At 56.1% G+C, this 18,386-nt stretch carries 12 protein-coding genes; 2 read left to right on the top strand and 10 right to left on the bottom strand.

All coding sequences use genetic code 11. The features are described from left to right. Nucleotides 1–68: 68 nt before the first annotated feature. The gene (locus tag ACIQVE_RS04550; RefSeq protein ID WP_402804966.1) at nucleotides 69–1,178 is read left to right on the top strand and encodes a PilT/PilU family type 4a pilus ATPase; all 1,110 of its coding nucleotides are present in this window, start codon (nucleotides 69–71) and stop codon (nucleotides 1,176–1,178) included. 173 nt (nucleotides 1,179–1,351) lie between these two features. After that, the gene (locus ACIQVE_RS04545; protein ID WP_402804964.1) at nucleotides 1,352–5,236 is read left to right on the top strand and encodes a hypothetical protein; all 3,885 of its coding nucleotides are present in this window, start codon (nucleotides 1,352–1,354) and stop codon (nucleotides 5,234–5,236) included. 47 nt (nucleotides 5,237–5,283) lie between these two features. Here the strand turns inward: ACIQVE_RS04545 and ACIQVE_RS04540 are convergent, their stop codons facing one another. From ACIQVE_RS04540 to ACIQVE_RS04495, 10 genes are all read right to left on the bottom strand, one after another. Then, nucleotides 5,284–7,239, bottom strand: a complete 1,956-nt coding sequence (locus tag ACIQVE_RS04540; RefSeq protein ID WP_402804962.1) for an acetoacetate--CoA ligase — start codon at nucleotides 7,237–7,239, stop codon at nucleotides 5,284–5,286. A 68-nt stretch (nucleotides 7,240–7,307) separates the two neighbouring features. Next, entirely contained in the window at nucleotides 7,308–8,081 is a 774-nt protein-coding gene (gene hbdH, locus ACIQVE_RS04535) for a 3-hydroxybutyrate dehydrogenase (RefSeq protein ID WP_402804961.1), read from the bottom strand. 7 nt (nucleotides 8,082–8,088) lie between these two features. After that, on the bottom strand, nucleotides 8,089–9,480 hold the full coding sequence (locus ACIQVE_RS04530) for a GntP family permease (protein WP_402804959.1): 1,392 nt from the start codon (nucleotides 9,478–9,480) through the stop codon (nucleotides 8,089–8,091). Between the two features lie 274 nt (nucleotides 9,481–9,754). Then, complete coding sequence (locus ACIQVE_RS04525; RefSeq protein ID WP_402804957.1) at nucleotides 9,755–11,170, bottom strand: sigma-54 interaction domain-containing protein; 1,416 nt, start codon at nucleotides 11,168–11,170, stop codon at nucleotides 9,755–9,757. Nucleotides 11,171–11,311: 141 nt separating this feature from the next. Further along, complete coding sequence (locus tag ACIQVE_RS04520) at nucleotides 11,312–12,886, bottom strand: ABC transporter ATP-binding protein (RefSeq protein WP_402804955.1); 1,575 nt, start codon at nucleotides 12,884–12,886, stop codon at nucleotides 11,312–11,314. A gap of 9 nt (nucleotides 12,887–12,895) precedes the next feature. Next, nucleotides 12,896–13,918 (bottom strand): ABC transporter permease, encoded by a 1,023-nt coding sequence (locus ACIQVE_RS04515; RefSeq protein ID WP_402804953.1) that lies wholly within the window; start codon nucleotides 13,916–13,918, stop codon nucleotides 12,896–12,898. Next, nucleotides 13,918–14,979: a microcin C ABC transporter permease YejB gene (locus ACIQVE_RS04510; RefSeq protein WP_150602444.1), complete on the bottom strand. Its 1,062-nt coding sequence runs from the start codon at nucleotides 14,977–14,979 to the stop codon at nucleotides 13,918–13,920. The genes ACIQVE_RS04515 and ACIQVE_RS04510 overlap by 1 nt, the downstream gene beginning before the upstream one ends. Then, on the bottom strand, nucleotides 14,979–16,847 hold the full coding sequence (locus ACIQVE_RS04505) for an extracellular solute-binding protein (protein WP_402804951.1): 1,869 nt from the start codon (nucleotides 16,845–16,847) through the stop codon (nucleotides 14,979–14,981). Before ACIQVE_RS04505 ends, ACIQVE_RS04510 begins: the two co-directional genes overlap by 1 nt. A gap of 133 nt (nucleotides 16,848–16,980) precedes the next feature. Continuing rightward, nucleotides 16,981–17,262 (bottom strand): peptidylprolyl isomerase, encoded by a 282-nt coding sequence (locus tag ACIQVE_RS04500; RefSeq protein ID WP_402804949.1) that lies wholly within the window; start codon nucleotides 17,260–17,262, stop codon nucleotides 16,981–16,983. Nucleotides 17,263–17,358: 96 nt separating this feature from the next. Further along, nucleotides 17,359–18,228, bottom strand: coding sequence for an esterase/lipase family protein (locus tag ACIQVE_RS04495; RefSeq protein WP_402804947.1), 870 nt, complete (start codon nucleotides 18,226–18,228; stop codon nucleotides 17,359–17,361). Between the last annotated feature and the right edge of the window lie 158 nt (nucleotides 18,229–18,386).

The raw sequence follows: 18,386 nt of genomic DNA, 5'->3' as shown, positions 1-18,386 counted from the left end.
GCATTGGCTCGCGGCGTCACTGCGCGGGCCCTCTCTGTTCATTGCAAGCTTCGCAGGTGTTTTTAGCCATGGAAATCGATGCACTGCTCAAACAACTGGCGAATCGTCACGGATCGGATCTGTTCCTCTCCACTGGCGCGCCGCCCAGTGCACGTTTTGAAGGTGTGCTGACACCGTTAAGCGAGCAACCTTTCAAACCTGGCGAGGTGGCAACGGTTGCCACCTCCCTCATGGACGTCGAGCAGCGCCGGGAGTTCGACCGGGATCTGGAAATGAACCTGGCAATTTCTCGCGCCGGCATTGGACGTTTCCGGGTCAACATCTTTAAACAGCGCAATGATGTATCCATTGTGATCCGCAACGTCAAACTCGATATTCCGCGATTTGAAGATCTCAAACTGCCGCCAGTACTGCTCGAAACCGTGATGCTCAAGCAGGGGCTGATACTGTTTGTTGGCGCTACCGACTCAGGCAAATCAACGTCACTGGCAGCACTGATCGATCATCGTAACCGCCATAGCAGCGGGCACATTGTCACCATCGAAGACCCGATCGAGTACATCCACCGGCACAGGCTTTCGATCATCAACCAGCGTGAAGTCGGTGTCGACACGCGTAGCTTTCACGCTGCACTGAAAAACACCCTGCGCCAGGCACCGGACGTGGTGCTGATCGGCGAGATTCGCGACCGTGAAACCATGGAGCATGCGTTGTCATTTGCCGAGACCGGGCATCTGGTTTTGTCGACGTTGCACGCCAATAACGCCAATCAGGCGCTGGAAAGAATCATCAATATGTTTCCTGAAGAGCGGCGGCCACAGTTGCTGCATACATTGGCAAATAATCTTAAAGCCTGTGTTTCGCAGCGGCTCGTTCGTACTGTAGATGGACAAAGAAGGGCGGCCGTTGAGGTCATGTTAGGAACGCCGACCATTGGTGATCTGATTCGAAACAATCAATTCGCAGAACTTAAAAATATTATGGATAAATCAGGTGAAGAGGGCATGCAGACGTTTGATGCAGCCTTGAAATTGCTGGTTGTCGAGGGGGTGCTTAGTGAAGAAGATGCATTGAAACACGCGGATTCCGTTAATAATCTGCGTTTGGCGCTGAAATTGAGTTCGCAAAGTGCACCGTCGACTAAAGACGCTTCAGAGGGTTGGGGGTTGATGGATTAATCCTGTTGACTGCAATTGGCACTATAAATAAAGAGTTGTGGTTTAGGTCGCTTCACGAGCTTGCCTGTAAGAGAATTATCTTGACTGGTTCTGATACGTTAATTAACACAGTAGCGGTAGACGCCTGGATATATTTATTCGAGCCTGTGTCGGGGGTTGCCCCGGATCTTTAATTGATTTTCTCAGAGGTGGTTGTGGTGATTGGTGAGTTAGATAAGTTTTCCGTTGTCATAGCGAAGGGAGATCTCGAGCGGTCTGAAGCAGACATCGCGGAAAAGTACAGGATGAGTCGACATCTTCGGGGGCTCATTGCCCTGCATGGCAAAGTTGATGCTGTTGAAGTGGATTTAGATAATGAAATGGTTGCTGTGTGGCAAGGTTCGAGCATCTTCGAGTTGCACGCTCCCTTGGTTGCATTGGTTAAAGAGTTGGTTGGACTCAGCTCGGTAAAGTTAAAACTGGATGCGCTTAAAATTCCAGAGGCTTTTAATGCTGCGGTTACGCAGGATGCGGGATTGCTGATATATGCAGGTGGAAACCCAGGGGTCCAACTGCCCCTTGCCATCGAGGGATCTGAAGAGGAACGCCTTCGGGGAGTTCTGGGGGAGTGTGCAGCCCAAACGGGCGGGTATGTCCGAAGCAATAATAAGGCTTCATTGGCACAGTGGTTGAGTTTTTACGAGCTTGACGTGCCGAAGACTGTTGGCGAATGCGAAATGTTGGCTGAGTTCCTCGAGTTCGTATTGCCAGAAGCGTCAGCGCTGGGCAATTACTGGGCCCAACTCAATGGCGAAGACGAGTTTTCGGTCATATTAACAGCTGAAGAAAAAAATCAAATCAAGGCATTTACGGCAACTCAACTGAATAACGGTTCAACTCTATTGGATCAAGTATTTGTTGATGCGGGTTCTCCTAGGAATGTTGAGCTAGCTGAAGCAGTAAACGCAATGCTCCTTCATGCCTCTACGCAACGTCTCGCCGTCGGCTATGTCAAAGCATTGGGTTGGTATGGCGCTAACGCTGGAGAGCAAATAGGGTCTACTGAGTTGGGCCAAATAATTGTCACGGCCATCATTCTTGATATCGAATCCAAAAGCGAAACGACCAACAAAAGAAATTTCATCTGTGGCTATGATCTCTATCAAGTGACGAACGTTGATCTTCATCCAGAAGTAATTATTAAGTCTTTTGGAGAGCATTTGGTCGGTTCATGCCAGGTGTCGCGTAACACTGTTGATCTGGCGGCCTACATAATGTTGGCCGATGTCGCCCCGGAGTTTCTGGTTCGGGAGTTTGATCGCTCTGTATCAGTCGGCTCAACGGCCTGGCTGAATTTCTGCAGGGCTGTCTCAACCATTGAATTGATTAATCAGGGTACGGCTCGCCTGATGGAAGCCAGACAGGTCGAAGCATTTGGGCTTTTAGAACCGCAAAGCGAAGCAATGCGTGAATTACAGACAACTGCGCTTATTGATCCTATTCTTGACTGGGGGTTGATTAACGGCTTGATTACGCATCAGGATTTGATTAAAGATGCTCAAGACGCCTTGGATTTGGTAGTCGATGAATATCAAAGCCTGATCATGTTAACGGTGCAAGCCGCCGTGATTCTGCAGCGACCCTTGGCCGACAAGCAATTGATTGCGCTAGAACTGCTTAAAGAGAAATTACCCGGCTGCAATTTTCTGGAGGATAAACTGCTCGTTGAAGAGCATGAGCCAAATAATTACGGGTTGTCAGACTTTCCGCATACGGAAATCATAAGGGATGTTGACCAGTTATTATTCCCAGTGCGCAGGTCGCTGGTCGAAGTTTACGCGTCTGATGAGTTGGAAAGCGGGCGCTGGGATCTTGAAGATGAGCCCGGGATATACACTCAATTTGAGGCCGAAATGTCAACTTTGCCGGCTATTAAAGAGCAGATATTTCAATTGGTTGTTCACTGGCATGATGGTCTGCAACGCGCTCTGGAGACAACGACCAAACTTGCATTAACCAAAATTCCAGCAGCGGATCGCGAGGTTTTTTTAAATTCGGATATCACTGTTTTTACCTTGCGTGAGACTGTTTCCTTTTATCAGGCGCGTCAGTCTTCTACAAGTGGCGGATACGCGGGAAGCTCAGCACCAGAAAAAACCAAATTGGTCGAAACGCAAAAAGAAAGAGATGAGGCAGTAGGCCGTTACGGTGTGGTGATCTGCGCATTGAATAAAGCCAACGAATTACTGTGCTACGAAATACTGACATTACAAGGGGAGTGCCATAGGAATGACCGCTTGGCCGGCTTAATCAAACGATCCAACAAGATGAATGTCGGGTCTCGATTCGAATTTTCTGGTGACTTGAATGCCTCAACGCCGGCAGCAGGAAAGGGCGATATTGCAACAGATTTGCGGTGCTACACCCATGGTCGTAAATACTCCGCCAATGCTCAGTCTGTAGGCGTTATTGAGAAGTACGCAGTTTTGCCTAAAATCGAAAGGGATGCCGAGTTTACCGGGAGCTCGGTAATGAGTTTTAATGATATTCAGCTTCATGGGATTGCAGAGTTTATCATCTTGTTTCACCCGCCTATTTCTTTTGACCAGGCATTGAAAGCTGCAATGGTACCAACACCTCTGGAAAAGCTCAGAGAAAAAAACGAGCAGTTAACTGAGTTTATTCTCAATTCGGTTATTCCTTTTAGAGGCTGTATCGCTGACTTGGCGTCCGGAGACAAGAGCCGCGTCGCGGGTGGTGTGTATGGCTGCATTATGGATGTCATTGCACTGCTTGGAACCGTTGTTGGGGCTGCTAGCAAAATATTGAGCGTGGTTGCAAGATCGGTCTCTACTGCTTCAAAAGCCGCGAGTCTGGTGAAATTTGCTGCTATTACCCTTGTGTCGGTATTTAACCCTGCGGACGGTTTCGGTCACATGGCTCTAACTGGCTCGAAGCTACTTTCGCGAAGTGGAGCTCAGTTGGGTAGAAATGGATTACACGTGCTGAAAAGAGCAAGATTTCAACTGCGAACAGCTATGGGTAGAGTGAAATCCTTTGATTTACCGCAGGTGAATGACTATGCGAAGCTCGGTCGTGGCGTTTGGCGACCAGCAGGGAAGGCTTCCAATGCCTTGAACATTCGAGCTGTTCGAAACGGTGCTGACTGTTTTGCAGCCTATCGCTCTGGCCGTGCCTGGGGGGCGAAACTGAAGAATATCGAATTCTCCCACGCTATGCGGGCGCTTAAGCAGCCTCGAAAGCTCCCGCCTGTCTACACCCGGAATATTATTAAGCAGGCCCTGCCTAAAGCACGGGGTAAAATCGATAACGCGTTGAGGACTCTTGGGCAAAAAACCGATCCTTTTCACACTGATCTGGCGTCAGGTTTGTTATTCGGAGGCTCCGCGCAGGGCCGCGACAACATGCTGCAATTCCTTAAACTGCTAAAGACCGATTGCTACGGCTTTTCAATCAACAGCTGTTTGATAGACGCAGTCAAAGATGATCGCCGCACAATGGTTGTAAACTCCGCACAATTCGACGCATGGAGAAAAGCAGGGCGTCCGGACACTGATCCTCAACAGTTCCTGGAGCTTTTTGGTGAAAACCTGCAAGAACATTTTTATAAGGAAAAACTCAGTCTGGATGTCATAGCCGATGACCTGATTTATGTTCTGTCTCGCGCTGATTCGAAATTCGATACGTTAGCATCGGCGTCGAGAACGCAAGCGAGTTCAGCCGATGCCTATGAATTGGACGTGGCACCGTTGCTCAATCTGGCGCAGGGCAATATTAAGATTCCGCCGAATTCCAAGCCCAGAGGTCAATCTATTGCGGTGTTGAATGTCTCCGGCATATTCAGGGGTTCAGCCACCGAGAAAACCAACGGAAAGTACGACTCCAGCCGAAGCCTGAAGAATGCCGACACGCATGCGCTAATGGCTTTGCTGCTGGACCAGGCTTCGGGGGAATACAGTTGGCAGTTCAAGCGTAACGTGGAAACAATGAAGAATGCCGTCGCAGATGCTCAAGATGGCATTGTCACCGGAGAGGTCTTGCTGAGCTTTACCCGCTGATAGCCAACGGCATCTTTTGAGGTGCACTTTCAATGCGAGTACGGCGTTTACTCCTGCAACTCTGATCGATCCCGAAACTGCTCCAACGCTTCGGGATTGGCCAGTGCATCGGTATTTTTCACCGGCTGTCCGTGCACCACGTTTCTCACGGCAAGTTCCACGACTTTGCCGCTGATCGTGCGCGGAATGTCTGTGACCTCGACGATTTTCGCCGGCACATGCCGAGGTGTGGTGTTGGCGCGGATGGCTTGGCGGATCTGCGCTTGCAGTGTTTCATCCAGTTCAACACCGTCCTTCAATCGCACAAACAACACCACCCGCACATCGTCCTGCCATTGCTGCCCGATCGCCACGCTGTCGAGCACTTGCGGGACTTTCTCCACCTGCCGGTAAATTTCTGCCGTACCGATGCGCACACCGCCAGGATTGAGCACGGCATCGGAGCGGCCGTGAATCATCATGGCACCGTGGGGCAGCTCTTCGGCGTAATCGCCCTGCGCCCAGACGCCAGGGAACAGGCTGAAATAGGATTTGCGCAGCTTCTCGCCATCCGGGTCATTCCACAGACCGATCGGCATCGCCGGGAAATGCCGGGTACACACCAACTCACCTTTCTCGCCGATCACCGGCTGCCCCGAGTCATTCCACACCTCCACGGCCATCCCCAGGCTCTTGCCCATGATCTCGCCGCGACGTACCGGGGACAGCGGATTGCCGTTAACGAAGCAGGAAACGATATCGGTGCCACCGGACATCGAGGCCAGGCACACGTCAGGTTTGAAGTCACGGTAGACGAAGTCGTAGCTCTGCGGTGACAAGGCTGAGCCGGTGCAGAGCAAGGTTTTCAAGGTGCTCAGATCATGATTTTCGCGGGGCTTGAGGCCACTGCTTTCCAGGGTCGCAAGAAATTTTGGGCTGGTGCCAAACACGCTGATGCGTTCATCTTCAAGCAGCTCCAGCAAACGCTCGGGTCCTGGGTGAAAGGGCGAACCGTCATACAGCACCACGGCGCTGCCGACGGCCAGCGCCGATACCAGCCAGTTCCACATCATCCAGCCGCACGTCGTGTAGTAAAACAATCGATCGCCGGGGCCGAGGTCGACGTGCAGTCCATGTTCCTTGACGTGTTGCAGCAGCACGCCGCCGGTGCTGTGCACGATGCATTTCGGTACGCCGGTGGTGCCGCTGGAATACAGCACGTAAAGCGGATGAGCGAACGGCACCGGGACGAAAAACGGCACGTCGCCCGGCTCGTAGAAATCATCCCAGAGCGTGACATCGGCGAGCGTTCGATAATCTTCCACACGAGCCTGCGAGCGCGCGTAAGGCACGATGATCAGCTGTTGCAACGACGGCAGTTGCGCAAGGATTTCATTGAGCTTGGTGGTCTGGTCGAGCTCTTTACCGGCATAGCGATAGCCGGCGCAGGTGATCAGCACTTTTGGTTCGATTTGACCGAAACGGTCGATCACACCGTGGGTGCCGAAGTCCGGTGAAGAACACGACCAGATCGCGCCGAGGCTGGTGGTCGCGAGCATCGCTACCAGCGTCTGCCAGGTGTTGGGCATGCACGCCGCCACCCGGTCACCGAGGCCAACGCCCACCGCTTGCAGGCTGACCTGAAACCCCGCAACCTCGCGGGCCAGTTCGGTCCAGGTCAATTGCTCGCGCTGACCGTTTTCCGCCACGCTCACGACCGCCACAGCATCATCGCGTCGGCGCAACAAGTGTTCTGCGAAATTCAGCGTTGCCCCGGGAAACCAGTCGGCGCTGGGCATTTGCGCACCTTCGCGCAGGACGGCGTCGGGTTGGCTATGGAAACCGATGTCGAAAAAGTCAACGATGGCCTGCCAGAACGCTTCGCGCTGATCGATGCTCCATTGGTGCAGGGCAGGGTAGTCGTCAAGGTTAAGCAAATGGCGCTGATTGACGAAGCGTCGGAACGCGTCCATGCGCGATTTGGCGATACGGTCGGCGTCGGGTTGCCAGAGGACGTCGGACATTGGTTGCCTCTTTTTATCTGATTCATACACTTACCAGGATCACGCTTCCACAGGGGAAACGCGTTGGCCTACTGCGCCAACCACCCACCGTCGATATTCCACGCCGCGCCGCGCACCTGGCTGCCAGCCTCACTGCACAGAAACAACACCAATTCGCCCAGATGCTGCGGGGTGACGAATTCCAGCGACGGCTGTTTCTCTGCCAGTAGATCATGTTGTGCCTGCTGCGGGTCGATGCCCTTGGCTGCGCGATCATCAATCTGCTTCTGCACCAGTGGCGTCAACACCCAGCCTGGACAGATGGCGTTACAGGTGACGTTGCTGGTCGCGGTTTCCAGGCCGACCACCTTGGTCAACCCGATCACGCCATGTTTGGCCGCGACATAAGCCGCTTTGCCGGTCGAGCCGACTTGGCCGTGGACGGAGGCAATGTTGATGATCCGCCCCCAGCCCTTGGCGCGCATGCTCGGCAAACTCAGGCGCGTGCTGTGAAACACCGAAGAAAGGTTGATGGCGATGATCGAATCCCAGCGCTCGACCGGAAACTCTTCCACCGCCGCGACGTGCTGGATACCGGCGTTGTTGACCAGAATGTCGACGCCGCCGAACTCGCGCTCGGCGTACGCGATCATCTCGGCGATCTGCGCCGGGTCGCTGACGTCCGCCGGGTGATGGCCGACCTTGCCGCCGAACTGGCCGACTTCGGCGATGACTTTGGAGGCATCGCCGAAACCATTGAGGATCAGGTTGGCACCAGCCTTGGCCAGTGCGAGGGCAATGCCCAGGCCGATACCGCTGGTGGAGCCGGTAACCAGTGCGGTCTTGCCAGAAAGAGTTGTCATCAATGCCTCACACAATGCCAGTGGCGTAGAAAGTACCGATCACCACGAAAACCGCCAGGGTCTTGATCAGCGTAATACAGAAAATGTCTTTGTAGGCTTCCCGGTGAGTCAGGCCGGTAACCGCCAGCAGCGTGATCACCGCGCCGTTGTGCGGCAGGGTGTCCATACCGCCGCTGGCCATCGCGGCCACGCGGTGCATGACTTCCAGCGGAATGTTCGCCGCGTGCGCCGCGCTGATGAACTGCTCGGACATCGCCGCCAGCGCAATACTCATGCCTCCCGAAGCCGAGCCGGTGATACCAGCGAGCAGGGTCACGGTGATCGCTTCGTTGACCAGCGGATTGGGGATTTGCTTGAGCCAGTCGGCCAGCACCAGAAAACCCGGCAGCGAGGCGATCACCGCGCCGAAACCATATTCGGATGCGGTGTTCATGGCCGCCAGCAGCGCGCCACTGACCGCGCTTTTACTGCCCTCGGCCAGTTTGCTGCGAATCGCTTTAAAGCCGAACACCAGCACCATGAGGATGCCGATCAACAACGCCGCTTGTACCGCCCAGATCGCCGTCAGTTTGGCGATTTCAGTAGTGACCGGTGTGGTCATGCCCGGCAGCGCGAGGCTATGGGTCTTGCCGTACCACTGCGGAATCCACTGGGTGAACAGCAGGTTCATAATGCCCACCGCCAGCAGCGGTGACAGCGCAAGCCACGGGTTTGGCAGCTTCAAGTCTTCGGCCGTTTCCGGCTCGTTGCGCAGTTCGGTGCCGTAACCTTCACCCGCACGTTGAGCCTTGTTGCGCTGACGCTGGAGAAACAGCATGCCGGCGCAGAACACGAAAATCGTGCCGATCACACCCAGCCACGGCGCCGCCCATGCAGTGGTATTAAAGAAGGTGCTGGGGATGATGTTCTGAATTTGCGGGGTGCCGGGCAGGGCATCCATGGTGAACGAAAACGCGCCGAGGGCGATGGTCGCCGGGATCAGCCGTTTGGGGATATTGCTCTGGCGAAACATCTCCGCGGCAAACGGATAAACCGCAAACACCACGACGAACAACGAAACGCCACCGTAGGTGAGCACGGCGCAAACCAGCACGATGACCAGCATTGCTTGCTTGGTGCCAAGCAGACGAATCGCCGCAGCAACGATAGAGCGGGAGAATCCGGACAGTTCGATCAACTTGCCGAACACGGCGCCGAGCAGGAACACGGGAAAGTACAGTTTGATGAAGCCGACCATTTTCTCCATGAACACCCCGGTGAAGGCAGGGGCGACGGCAGAAGGATCGGTCAGCAGGACAGCGCCGAGTGCAGCAATCGGGGCAAAAAGGATAACGCTGTAGCCACGGTAGGCCGCGAGCATCAGCAGCGTGAGGGCTGCCAAGGCAATGATCACACTCATGGTGTGTCTCTCCAGAATTGTTATTTTTGTGATTGAAACAGGTGTGGGAGAGGCATTAGCGATTTTTGTGCCAGACATGTAACTTGTTGAAATATATGAAAATTGTTTTAAATTGAGGGCGTTAGATGAGCACTTTGTCTCTATTTTGAGATTTTTTGAATTTGCCGACGTCATCGCTGGCAAGCCAGCTCCCACAGGGACTGAGATAAACCTGTAGAAGCTGGCTTGCCAGCGATGCTTATGATCCTGTCTTTGTTTGGAGATAAATATCTCTCTATTGAGACTCGACAATCCCCAACGCCAGCATCTTCTTATACAAAGTCGATCGCCCAAGCCCCAACCGAACCGCCGCTTCCGGCACCTTGCCTGCGCATTGCGCAAGCGCAGACTGAATCAACTGCCGATCAAATCGCTCTCGGGCTTGGGCGAAAGTCTCCTCGGCAAACGGTTCAACAACGGGTGCGCAGACTCGCTCCACCGGCGTAAACGTCCCGATCGCCGCACGAATGTCGTCCTGCGAAAGTATCAAATCATCACTGAGCAGAGCCGCCCGTTCCAGCACGTTGCGCAACTCGCGAATGTTGCCCGGCCAGGCATGCTGCCCGAGCAACGCCAAGGCTTCGCGGTGCAGTTCGTGCTGGCTGCGCAGCTCTTCGAGAATGGCTTCGCTGAGCGCTGGCAGGTCATCGAGCCTGTCTCGCAGCGGCGGCACATTGATCGGCAATACGTTGAGTCGGTAATACAAATCGGCGCGGAATTCGCCGCGTTTGATCGCCGCCTGCAAGTCTGTCGATGTCGCGGCGATCACCCGCACGTCGCTCTGGATCACTTCGTTGGAACCCACCGGCTCGAACTCTTTCTCTTGCAGCACGCGCAGCAATTTACTTTGCAGCGGCAACGGCATGTCGCCGATTTCATCAAGGAACAACGTGCCGCCCTGAGCAATTTGCAGTTTACCGGTGCGGCCCTTGCGGTCAGCTCCGGTGAAGGCGCCCGGTGCCGTACCGAAAAACTCCGCTTCGAGCAGCGCCTCGGGGATCGCCGCACTGTTGATGCTGACAAAAGCCTTGTGCGCCCGTGGCGAAGCACTGTGGATCGCCTGGGCCAACAATTCCTTGCCAGTACCGGTTTCACCGAGCAGCAACACCGGCGAGTCAGCACTGGCGCTGCGACGGGCGCGGCGTTTGACTTCAAGGCTGGCGGCGCTGGTGCCGATGAAGTGCGCAAAGTTGTATTTGGTCTGCCGCGCGCGCAGCAATGAGCGGGTCGAGGCCAGTTCTTCCTGCATGCTCAGGTAGCGCTTGAGCATCGGTGACAGGCTGCGCAACTCATCGAACAGGGCGAAGCCGATGGCGCCGATCACCGTGCCGGCATCGTCGTGAATCGGCAGACGCATCACCACCAGCGGTTCTTTCGGTGTGTCCTGCATGTCCAGCAGAATCGGCCGTCCGGTGCGCACCACTTCACGCAACAGACTACCGGGGATCACGCTTTCACAAGGCTTGCCGATCGCAACTGCGGCAGACTCAAGGCCAAAACGTCGGGCGTAACGTTCGTTCATCCAGACGATGTTGGCGTCGCGATCGACAATCACCGTGCCTTCGCTCGATTGCTCGATGATCTCGAACAGCGAGCGGATCGCCAGCGTGCGAACCCGTTGGTAGTCCTTGAGGCTTTCGGTGGTGTTCATGGCGGCTGATCCTGAATGTGTGTTGCCAGTGCTGGCCTCTTCGCGAGCAAGCTCGCTCCCACAGGGGAATGCATTTCAACTGTGGGAGCGAGCTTGCTCGCGAATGCCGCAACTCGGTTCCAAGCTGGACGCCGATTATGCCTACCCCACATGCGCCGCCGCCAACAGCTCTTTGGTATACGGATGCTGCGGCGAATCGAACACCTCATGGCTGGCGCCACGCTCTACCACTTTGCCGTCCTTGATCACGATCATGTCATGGGCCAAGGCGCGAACGACTGCCAGGTCATGGCTGATAAACAGATACGTCAGGCCATGCTTTTCCTGAAGGTCGCGGAGCAGGGCGACCACTTGTTTCTGCACCGTGCGATCCAGCGCTGAAGTCGGTTCATCCAGCAGAATTAGCGCCGGTTTGAGCACCAGTGCCCTGGCGATGGCGATACGTTGGCGCTGCCCACCGGAAAACTCGTGGGGATAGCGATGACGGCTCTCGGGGTCGAGGCCGACTTCTTTGAGTACGCGGATCACTTGTTCATCGCATTCATCGGCGCTGGATTCGCAATGCACTTCCAGACCTTCGCTGATGATTTGCGCCACCGACATCCGAGGGCTGAGGCTGCCGAACGGATCCTGAAACACCACCTGCATCTGCCGGCGCCACGGTCGCAGTTGTTTTTGGTTCAGGCCATCGAGAGCTTCGCCTTGAAAACGAATGCTGCCTTGCGAATCGAGCAACCGCAAGATCGCCTGACCCAGTGTCGACTTGCCCGAACCGGACTCGCCAACAATGCCCAAGGTCTTGCCACGCTGGATGCTCAGGCTGATGCCGTCCACTGCGCGCAGGTATTGCTTGCGTTGAAACAACCCGCCACCGACGACGAACTCAACCCGCAAATCATCGACTTCGAGCACGTTCTCGCGTTCATCCCGGGGCAACGCTTCGCCTTCCGGTTCGGCGTTGAGCAGCACGCAGCTGTAAGGGTGCTTCGGTTCGGTGAACAGCGTTTCGCAGGGCGCCTGCTCGACAATCTCGCCGGCCTTCATCACGCAGACGCGCTGGGCGATGCTGCGCACCAGATTGAGGTCGTGGCTGATCAACAGCAGCGACATGCCCAAGCGTTGTTGCAGGGATTTGAGCAGCAGCAGGATCTTGCGCTGCACGGTGACATCAAGCGCTGTGGTCGGCTCGTCGGCGATCAGCAACTCCGGTTCGCAGGCCAGCGCCATGGCGATCATCACCCGTTGCCGTTGGCCCCCGGACAGTTGATGCGGATAGGCCTTGAGCCGCTCTTTGGGTTTTTGAATGCCCACCAGTCCGAGCAGTTCGAGGATGCGCTTTTGCGCCTCTTTGCCCCCGAGGCCGCGGTGCAGCAACAGCGTTTCGCCGATCTGCTTCTCGATGGTGTGCAGCGGGTTGAGCGAACTCATCGGCTCCTGAAAAATCATCGCGATGCGGTTACCGCGCAGTTCACGCAAAACCTTCGGATCGGCGCTGACCAGTTCCTGTCCGCGATAACGAATGCTGCCGGTGGTTTGCGCATCGCATTCGGGGAGCAATTGCAGGATCGAGTGCGCGGTAACTGATTTGCCCGAGCCGGACTCGCCGACCAGTGCCAGGCATTCACCGGGACGGATGTCCAGGCAAAGCTCGCGCACCACGGTTTGACCATGGAAGGCGACGTTGAGATTACGGATTTCAATCAGGTTGTCAGTCATGGTCACGCTTCAGGATCGTGGGTCGAATGCGTCACGTAACGCTTCGCCGATGAACACTAATAAGGAAAGGATCAGCGCCAGCGTGAAAAACGCCGTCAACCCGAGCCACGGTGCCTGCAAGTTCTGTTTGCCCTGGCCGATCAGTTCGCCCAGCGAGGCACTGCCGGCCGGCATGCCGAAACCGAGGAAGTCCAGCGCCGTGAGGGTGGAAATCGCCCCGGTCAAAATGAACGGCAGGTAGCTCAACGTTGCATTCATGGCGTTGGGCAGGATGTGCCGGACAATCACTTTGCGGTCGGTCAAACCCAAGGCGCGCGCGGCTTTGACGTATTCCAGATTGCGTCCTCGGAGGAACTCGGCGCGCACCACGTCCACCAGTGCCAGCCAGGAAAACAGCGCCATGATCCCCAGTAGCCACCAGAAATTTGGCTCGACGAAACCGGAGAGAATGATCAGCAGGTAGAGCACCGGCAACCCGGACCACACCTCCAGCAAACGTTGCCCGAGCAGGTCGACCCAGCCGCCGTAATAGCCTTGCAAGGCGCCGGCCGCGATGCCGATCAGGGCGCTGACAAACGTCAGCATCAGCGCAAACAGGATCGACACGCGCGCACCGAAGATCACCCGCGCCAACACATCCCGCGACTGATCGTCGGTGCCGAGCCAGTTGACCGCCGTGGGCGGGCTGGGTGCCGGTTTGTTGAGGTCGTAATTGGGCGTGTCGTCACTGAACGGGATCGGCGGAAACAGCAGCCAGCCACCGTCCTTACGAATCAGTTTCTGCACGTATTCGCTGCGGTAATCGGCCTGGAAGGGTAACTGTCCGCCGAACTCTTGTTCGGTGTGGCGCTTGAATACCGGGAAGTACCACTGGCCCTGATAACTGACCATCAGAGGCTTGTCATTGGCGATCAGTTCGCCGCCTAACGTCAGTAAGAACAGGCCGATAAACAACCACAACGACCACCAGCCCCGACGGTTTTTCTTGAAACGCTCGAAGCGGCGACGGCCCAGAGGCGAGAGCTTGAACATCAGGCGTTCCTCGCGGCGAAGTCGATGCGCGGGTCGACGAGGGTGTAGCACAGGTCGCCGATCAGTTTTATCAGCAAACCGAACAAAGTGAAGATGAACAGCGAGCCGAACACCACCGGATAGTCTCGGGAAACCGCCGCTTCGTAGCTCATGCGACCGAGGCCGTCGAGGGAGAAGATCACCTCGATCAGCAGGGAGCCGGCAAAGAACACACTGATGAAGGCTTGAGGAATGCCCGACACAACCAGCAGCATCGCGTTGCGAAACACATGTCCGTAAAGTACCCGGCGTTCACTCAGACCTTTGGCTCGGGCGGTGACTACATATTGTCGGGTGATTTCGTTGAGGAACGAGTTCTTGGTGAGAATCGTCAACGTCGCGAAACCGCCGATCACCAGCGCGGTTACTGGCAACACCAGATGCCAGAAGTAGTCGGCGATCTTGCCGAGGGTCGACAGCGATTCGAAATTGTCCGAGACCAGTCCGCGCACTGGGAACCAGTTCAGCGACGTGCCGCCGGCAAACACCACGATGAGGAACATCGCAAACAGGAACGCCGGCATCGCGTAGCCAATAATGATCGCCGTGCTGCTCCAGATATCGAAATGGCTGCCGTGATGCACGGCTTTGCGAATGCCCAGCGGGATCGACACCAGATAGGTGATCAGCGTCGCCCACAGCCCGAGCGAGATGGTTACCGGCATTTTTTCCAGGATCAGGTCGGTGACCGTAGCACCACGAAAGAAGCTTTTGCCGAAGTCCAGTTGTGCATAGTTCTTCAGCATCAACCAAAGGCGTTCATGGGCCGGTTTGTCGAAGCCGTACTGTTTTTCGATGTCCTTGATCAGTTGCGGGTCGAGACCACGGCTGGCGCGGGATGTGCCGCTCATGGTCTCCCCTGAACCGCCGCCGACATTCGTCCCGCCAATGCCCTGTAAGTGCGCGATCGCTTGCTCGACCGGGCCGCCCGGCGCGGCTTGAATGATGACGAAATTGACCAGCAGAATGATCACCAGCGTCGGAATGATCAGCAGCAGACGCCGCAGTATGTAACCCCACATCAGCGCGGCCCTCCGGGTCTGCCACGCGTGATTTTCTCGGCGGTCATCTGTTGATTGGTCAGCGGCGTGCGGCTCAGTTCCCACCAACTCTCGATGGCTTCGTCATTGCTGGCCTGAACGGACGGAATGCCGAAACGGTTCCACCAGACCGTCGAGCTGCCCGGCGGATAGTAGTTGGGGATCCAGTAGTAATTCCATTGCAGCACCCGGTCCAGCGCATGGGCGTAGTGCAGCATGTCGGGTTTGGTCGAGGCGCGGATCAGGCCGTTGATCAACGTGTCGACCGCCGGGTTTTTCAACACCATGTAGTTGTTGGCCCCGGGGTCGTTGGCGGACGCCGAGCCAAAATAGTTGAGTAGCTCGCCGCCCGGAGACGTAGTAACGGGGTAGCCGGTGACGATCATGTCGTAGTCGCGGTTCATCAAGCGGTTGACGTATTGCGAGGCGTCAATGCGGCGGATATTGAGGTCGATACCGATCTGCTTCAGCGTGCGCTTGTAGGGAAGCAACAGGCGATCGATGCCGTTCTGGCTGACCAGAAAGGTAAAACTCAGCGGCTCGCCATCGGCATTTACCAGTTGATCGCCATCGGGTTTCCAGCCGGCCTGCTCAAGCAGTGCGAGGGCTTGCAATTGCTTGTCGCGAATCAGGCCGCTGCCATCGGTTTTCGGCGCCTCGAAGACTTTTGTGAAGACCTCGTCGGGAACCTGTCCGCGCAGCGGTTCAAGGATTTTCAGCTCTTGCGCATCGGGTATTTCTCGCGCTGCCAGATCGGAATTGGAAAAGTAACTTTGCTGGCGGATGTACAGGTTGCGCATCATCTGCCGGTTGCTCCATTCGAAATCCCAGAGCATGGCCAGTGCCTGACGCACGTGACGATCCTGAAATACCGGTTTTTGCAGGTTGAACACAAAGCCCTGGGCCGATTGCGGCGCTTCGGTGGCCAGATGGGCTTTTTGCAAACGCCCGTCGCTCAGGGCCGGGCTGTCATAACCGATCGAGTAGCCGGTGGCGGAAAACTCGCGGTTGTAGTCATAGGCGCCACCGCGCAGCACCTGGCGTGCGACGTCAGTGTCGCCGAAGTACTCGATGCTGAAATGGTCAAAGTTGTACAAGCCGCGACTGACCGGCAGATCCTTGCCCCACCAATCGGGATTGCGCTCGAACGTGATGCTGCGTCCCGAGTCGATCTTGCCGACTCGATAAGGTCCGCTGCCCAGCGGCGGTTCATAACCACCACCGCCGGCAAAATCGCGACTCTTCCACCAGTGTTCGGGAAACACCGGCAGGGTCGCGATATCCAGTGGCAGGGTACGGTTTTCATTGCTTTTGAAGTCGAAGCGCACGGTCAGCGGCGCTTCCACTTCGACGCCTTTGACGTCGGCGAACTGCGTGCGATAACGCAGGCTGCCCTGGGTCATCAACAGGTCGTAGGTGTAGCGCACGTCTTCGGCGGTGATCGGCTTGCCGTCGGCGAAGCGCGCCTTGGGATTAATGAAGAAGCGCAGCGACAGGCCGTCGTCCGAGCGCTCCATCTTATGCGCAACCAGGCCGTAGACGGTGTAGGGCTCGTCCATCGAGCGCTGAGCCAGCGGCGAATACAGCATGCCGTCGATCTGGCTGACGCCAATGCCTTTGTCTATATAAGGAAGGATATGGTCGAAGTGACCGATTTCGAGCGCCGAGCGGCGCATCGTCCCGCCCTTGGGGGCCTGCGGGTTGGTGTAGTCGAAATGACTGAAACCTGCAGGGTATTTGGCGGGTTCGCCGTACACGGTCAATGCATGTTGCGGTGCCGCGTTCACACCGGCGGCGCCCGACAGCAGGGCGAGGGCGGTGAGCATCAATGTGGGGAAAACCAATCGCATTGTCAGCCTTGGAACCGGATAATCGATAGGCGCAAGTTGTACGCGAGAGGCGCACCAGTCGCCAGCCGTATGTGTAACTGAAACACAACGGCCCACCAAAAGGTGGGCCGTTGAATAGCAATCAGACGACGGATCAGTCCTGACGGCTGGTCACTTCCAGCAGGTGATAACCGAACTGGGTTTTCACTGGGCCTTGCACGACGTTGATCGGCGCGCTGAAGACCACGGCGTCGAATTCCTTGACCATCTGGCCAGGACCGAACGAACCCAGGTCGCCGCCCTGACGGCTGGATGGGCAGGTGGAATTAGCCTTGGCGACTTCGGCGAAATCAGCGCCGCCTTCGATCTGGGTCTTGAGTTCGTTGCACTTGTCTTCGCTGGCAACAAGGATGTGGCGGGCAGTGGCTTTAGCCATGGGGAAACTCTCCAATCTATTTCAGTAAAGTGTGGAGCCTACCGGAATCAGTGGGTGAATTCTCGGCAAAGTTCCGTGCGGTTGTCGACTACCTGATCACAGATTCGCTGCTCGCAGGCGCGCGGCATGTTCAACGTAAAGAGCAATCGGGTCGAGCTGGCTGGTGAGCCCGCCGACAGGACGGCGCAGAGTGCTCAAGTGATCCAGCGGATAGTCGGACCGGATCACTTGCCCCAAGTGAGAGCTGAAACGCCCGACAAAGCCGTCATTCTGCTCACCCTCCGTCATGAAGTATTGCGATAGCTCCCGGTAAACGCCTTGCATCGGGTCGAGATTGGGCGGGCTGTTTGCCGACAACACTCCACTCCAGGAGTAATAGTGCACGCCATTGACTTGCCCGGGGCCGTCGCCGCCCCAAGTGCTGGGCAGGCCCTGAGGAAACTTGTCGTTGAAGGTGCCCACGCCCTCGGTTGTCAGTGCATTGAGCGCCGCCAACGCATTTTGCGGCAGGTTGACACTACCGCTTAGCAGTGAAAGGAAATCGGCAAACAGCGTTGCAACGTTTTGCGCGACTACTTCCGGCAAGCGCCCAGGAACCAGTGCCTTGCGCAGGAAGTCAGCCAGTTCCGATCCATGGTTTGGACCACTGACCGAAGTTACCGAGGCAACGGTGTGTGGTGCAATCGCCGCAGCGTATCGAGCAGCCAGTGCGCCCTGGCTGTGGCCGATGAGGTTGACTTTGCGGGCACCTGTGCCTCGCAGGACACGATCAATCTGCGCCAGCAATTGTTCACCTCTCACTTCGTTCTTGTGGGTGGCGGAGAGGTGGGGAACAAACACTCGGTTTTCAGCCATTTTCAGTGCTTCCTTGACATCGTGAAACAGCTCGAAATGGCCAATACGCTCGAATCCGAACAGGCCGTGTACCAGAAGGATGGGGTAACGAGTTACAGCATTCCGTTGCATGTTCTTACCTTTTTTCGCAGAAGTTCATTGGGGAGTCTGCGGGCCACTCTAAAACACACAACTCGTTGAAGAGGTACGAAGAGGCTTCAATTGGCCGTTGAATCTGGACTAGTGGTCGTGAGAAGTTTCGGAAACAGTTGAAATCCAAATCGGAAGTT

This window comes from Pseudomonas sp. NPDC098747 (genome assembly GCF_044760045.1).
Lineage (GTDB): Bacteria > Pseudomonadota > Gammaproteobacteria > Pseudomonadales > Pseudomonadaceae > Aquipseudomonas.
The sequence above is the reverse complement of the archived record's forward strand: the minus strand, read 5'-3'. Positions and strand labels throughout refer to the sequence as shown.

What these genes read in the sequence shown, in the direction of transcription:
- ACIQVE_RS04550 (WP_402804966.1), top strand. Translation starts at nt 69, where the DNA reads ATGGAAATCGATGCACTGCTCAAACAACTGGCGAATCGTCACGGATCG.
- ACIQVE_RS04540 (WP_402804962.1), bottom strand. Translation starts at nt 7,239, where the DNA reads ATGTCCGACGTCCTCTGGCAACCCGACGCCGACCGTATCGCCAAATCG.
- hbdH (WP_402804961.1), bottom strand. Translation starts at nt 8,081, where the DNA reads ATGACAACTCTTTCTGGCAAGACCGCACTGGTTACCGGCTCCACCAGC.
- ACIQVE_RS04530 (WP_402804959.1), bottom strand. Translation starts at nt 9,480, where the DNA reads ATGAGTGTGATCATTGCCTTGGCAGCCCTCACGCTGCTGATGCTCGCG.
- ACIQVE_RS04525 (WP_402804957.1), bottom strand. Translation starts at nt 11,170, where the DNA reads ATGAACACCACCGAAAGCCTCAAGGACTACCAACGGGTTCGCACGCTG.
- ACIQVE_RS04520 (WP_402804955.1), bottom strand. Translation starts at nt 12,886, where the DNA reads ATGACTGACAACCTGATTGAAATCCGTAATCTCAACGTCGCCTTCCAT.
- ACIQVE_RS04515 (WP_402804953.1), bottom strand. Translation starts at nt 13,918, where the DNA reads ATGTTCAAGCTCTCGCCTCTGGGCCGTCGCCGCTTCGAGCGTTTCAAG.
- ACIQVE_RS04510 (WP_150602444.1), bottom strand. Translation starts at nt 14,979, where the DNA reads ATGTGGGGTTACATACTGCGGCGTCTGCTGCTGATCATTCCGACGCTG.
- ACIQVE_RS04505 (WP_402804951.1), bottom strand. Translation starts at nt 16,847, where the DNA reads ATGCGATTGGTTTTCCCCACATTGATGCTCACCGCCCTCGCCCTGCTG.
- ACIQVE_RS04500 (WP_402804949.1), bottom strand. Translation starts at nt 17,262, where the DNA reads ATGGCTAAAGCCACTGCCCGCCACATCCTTGTTGCCAGCGAAGACAAG.
- ACIQVE_RS04495 (WP_402804947.1), bottom strand. Translation starts at nt 18,228, where the DNA reads ATGCAACGGAATGCTGTAACTCGTTACCCCATCCTTCTGGTACACGGC.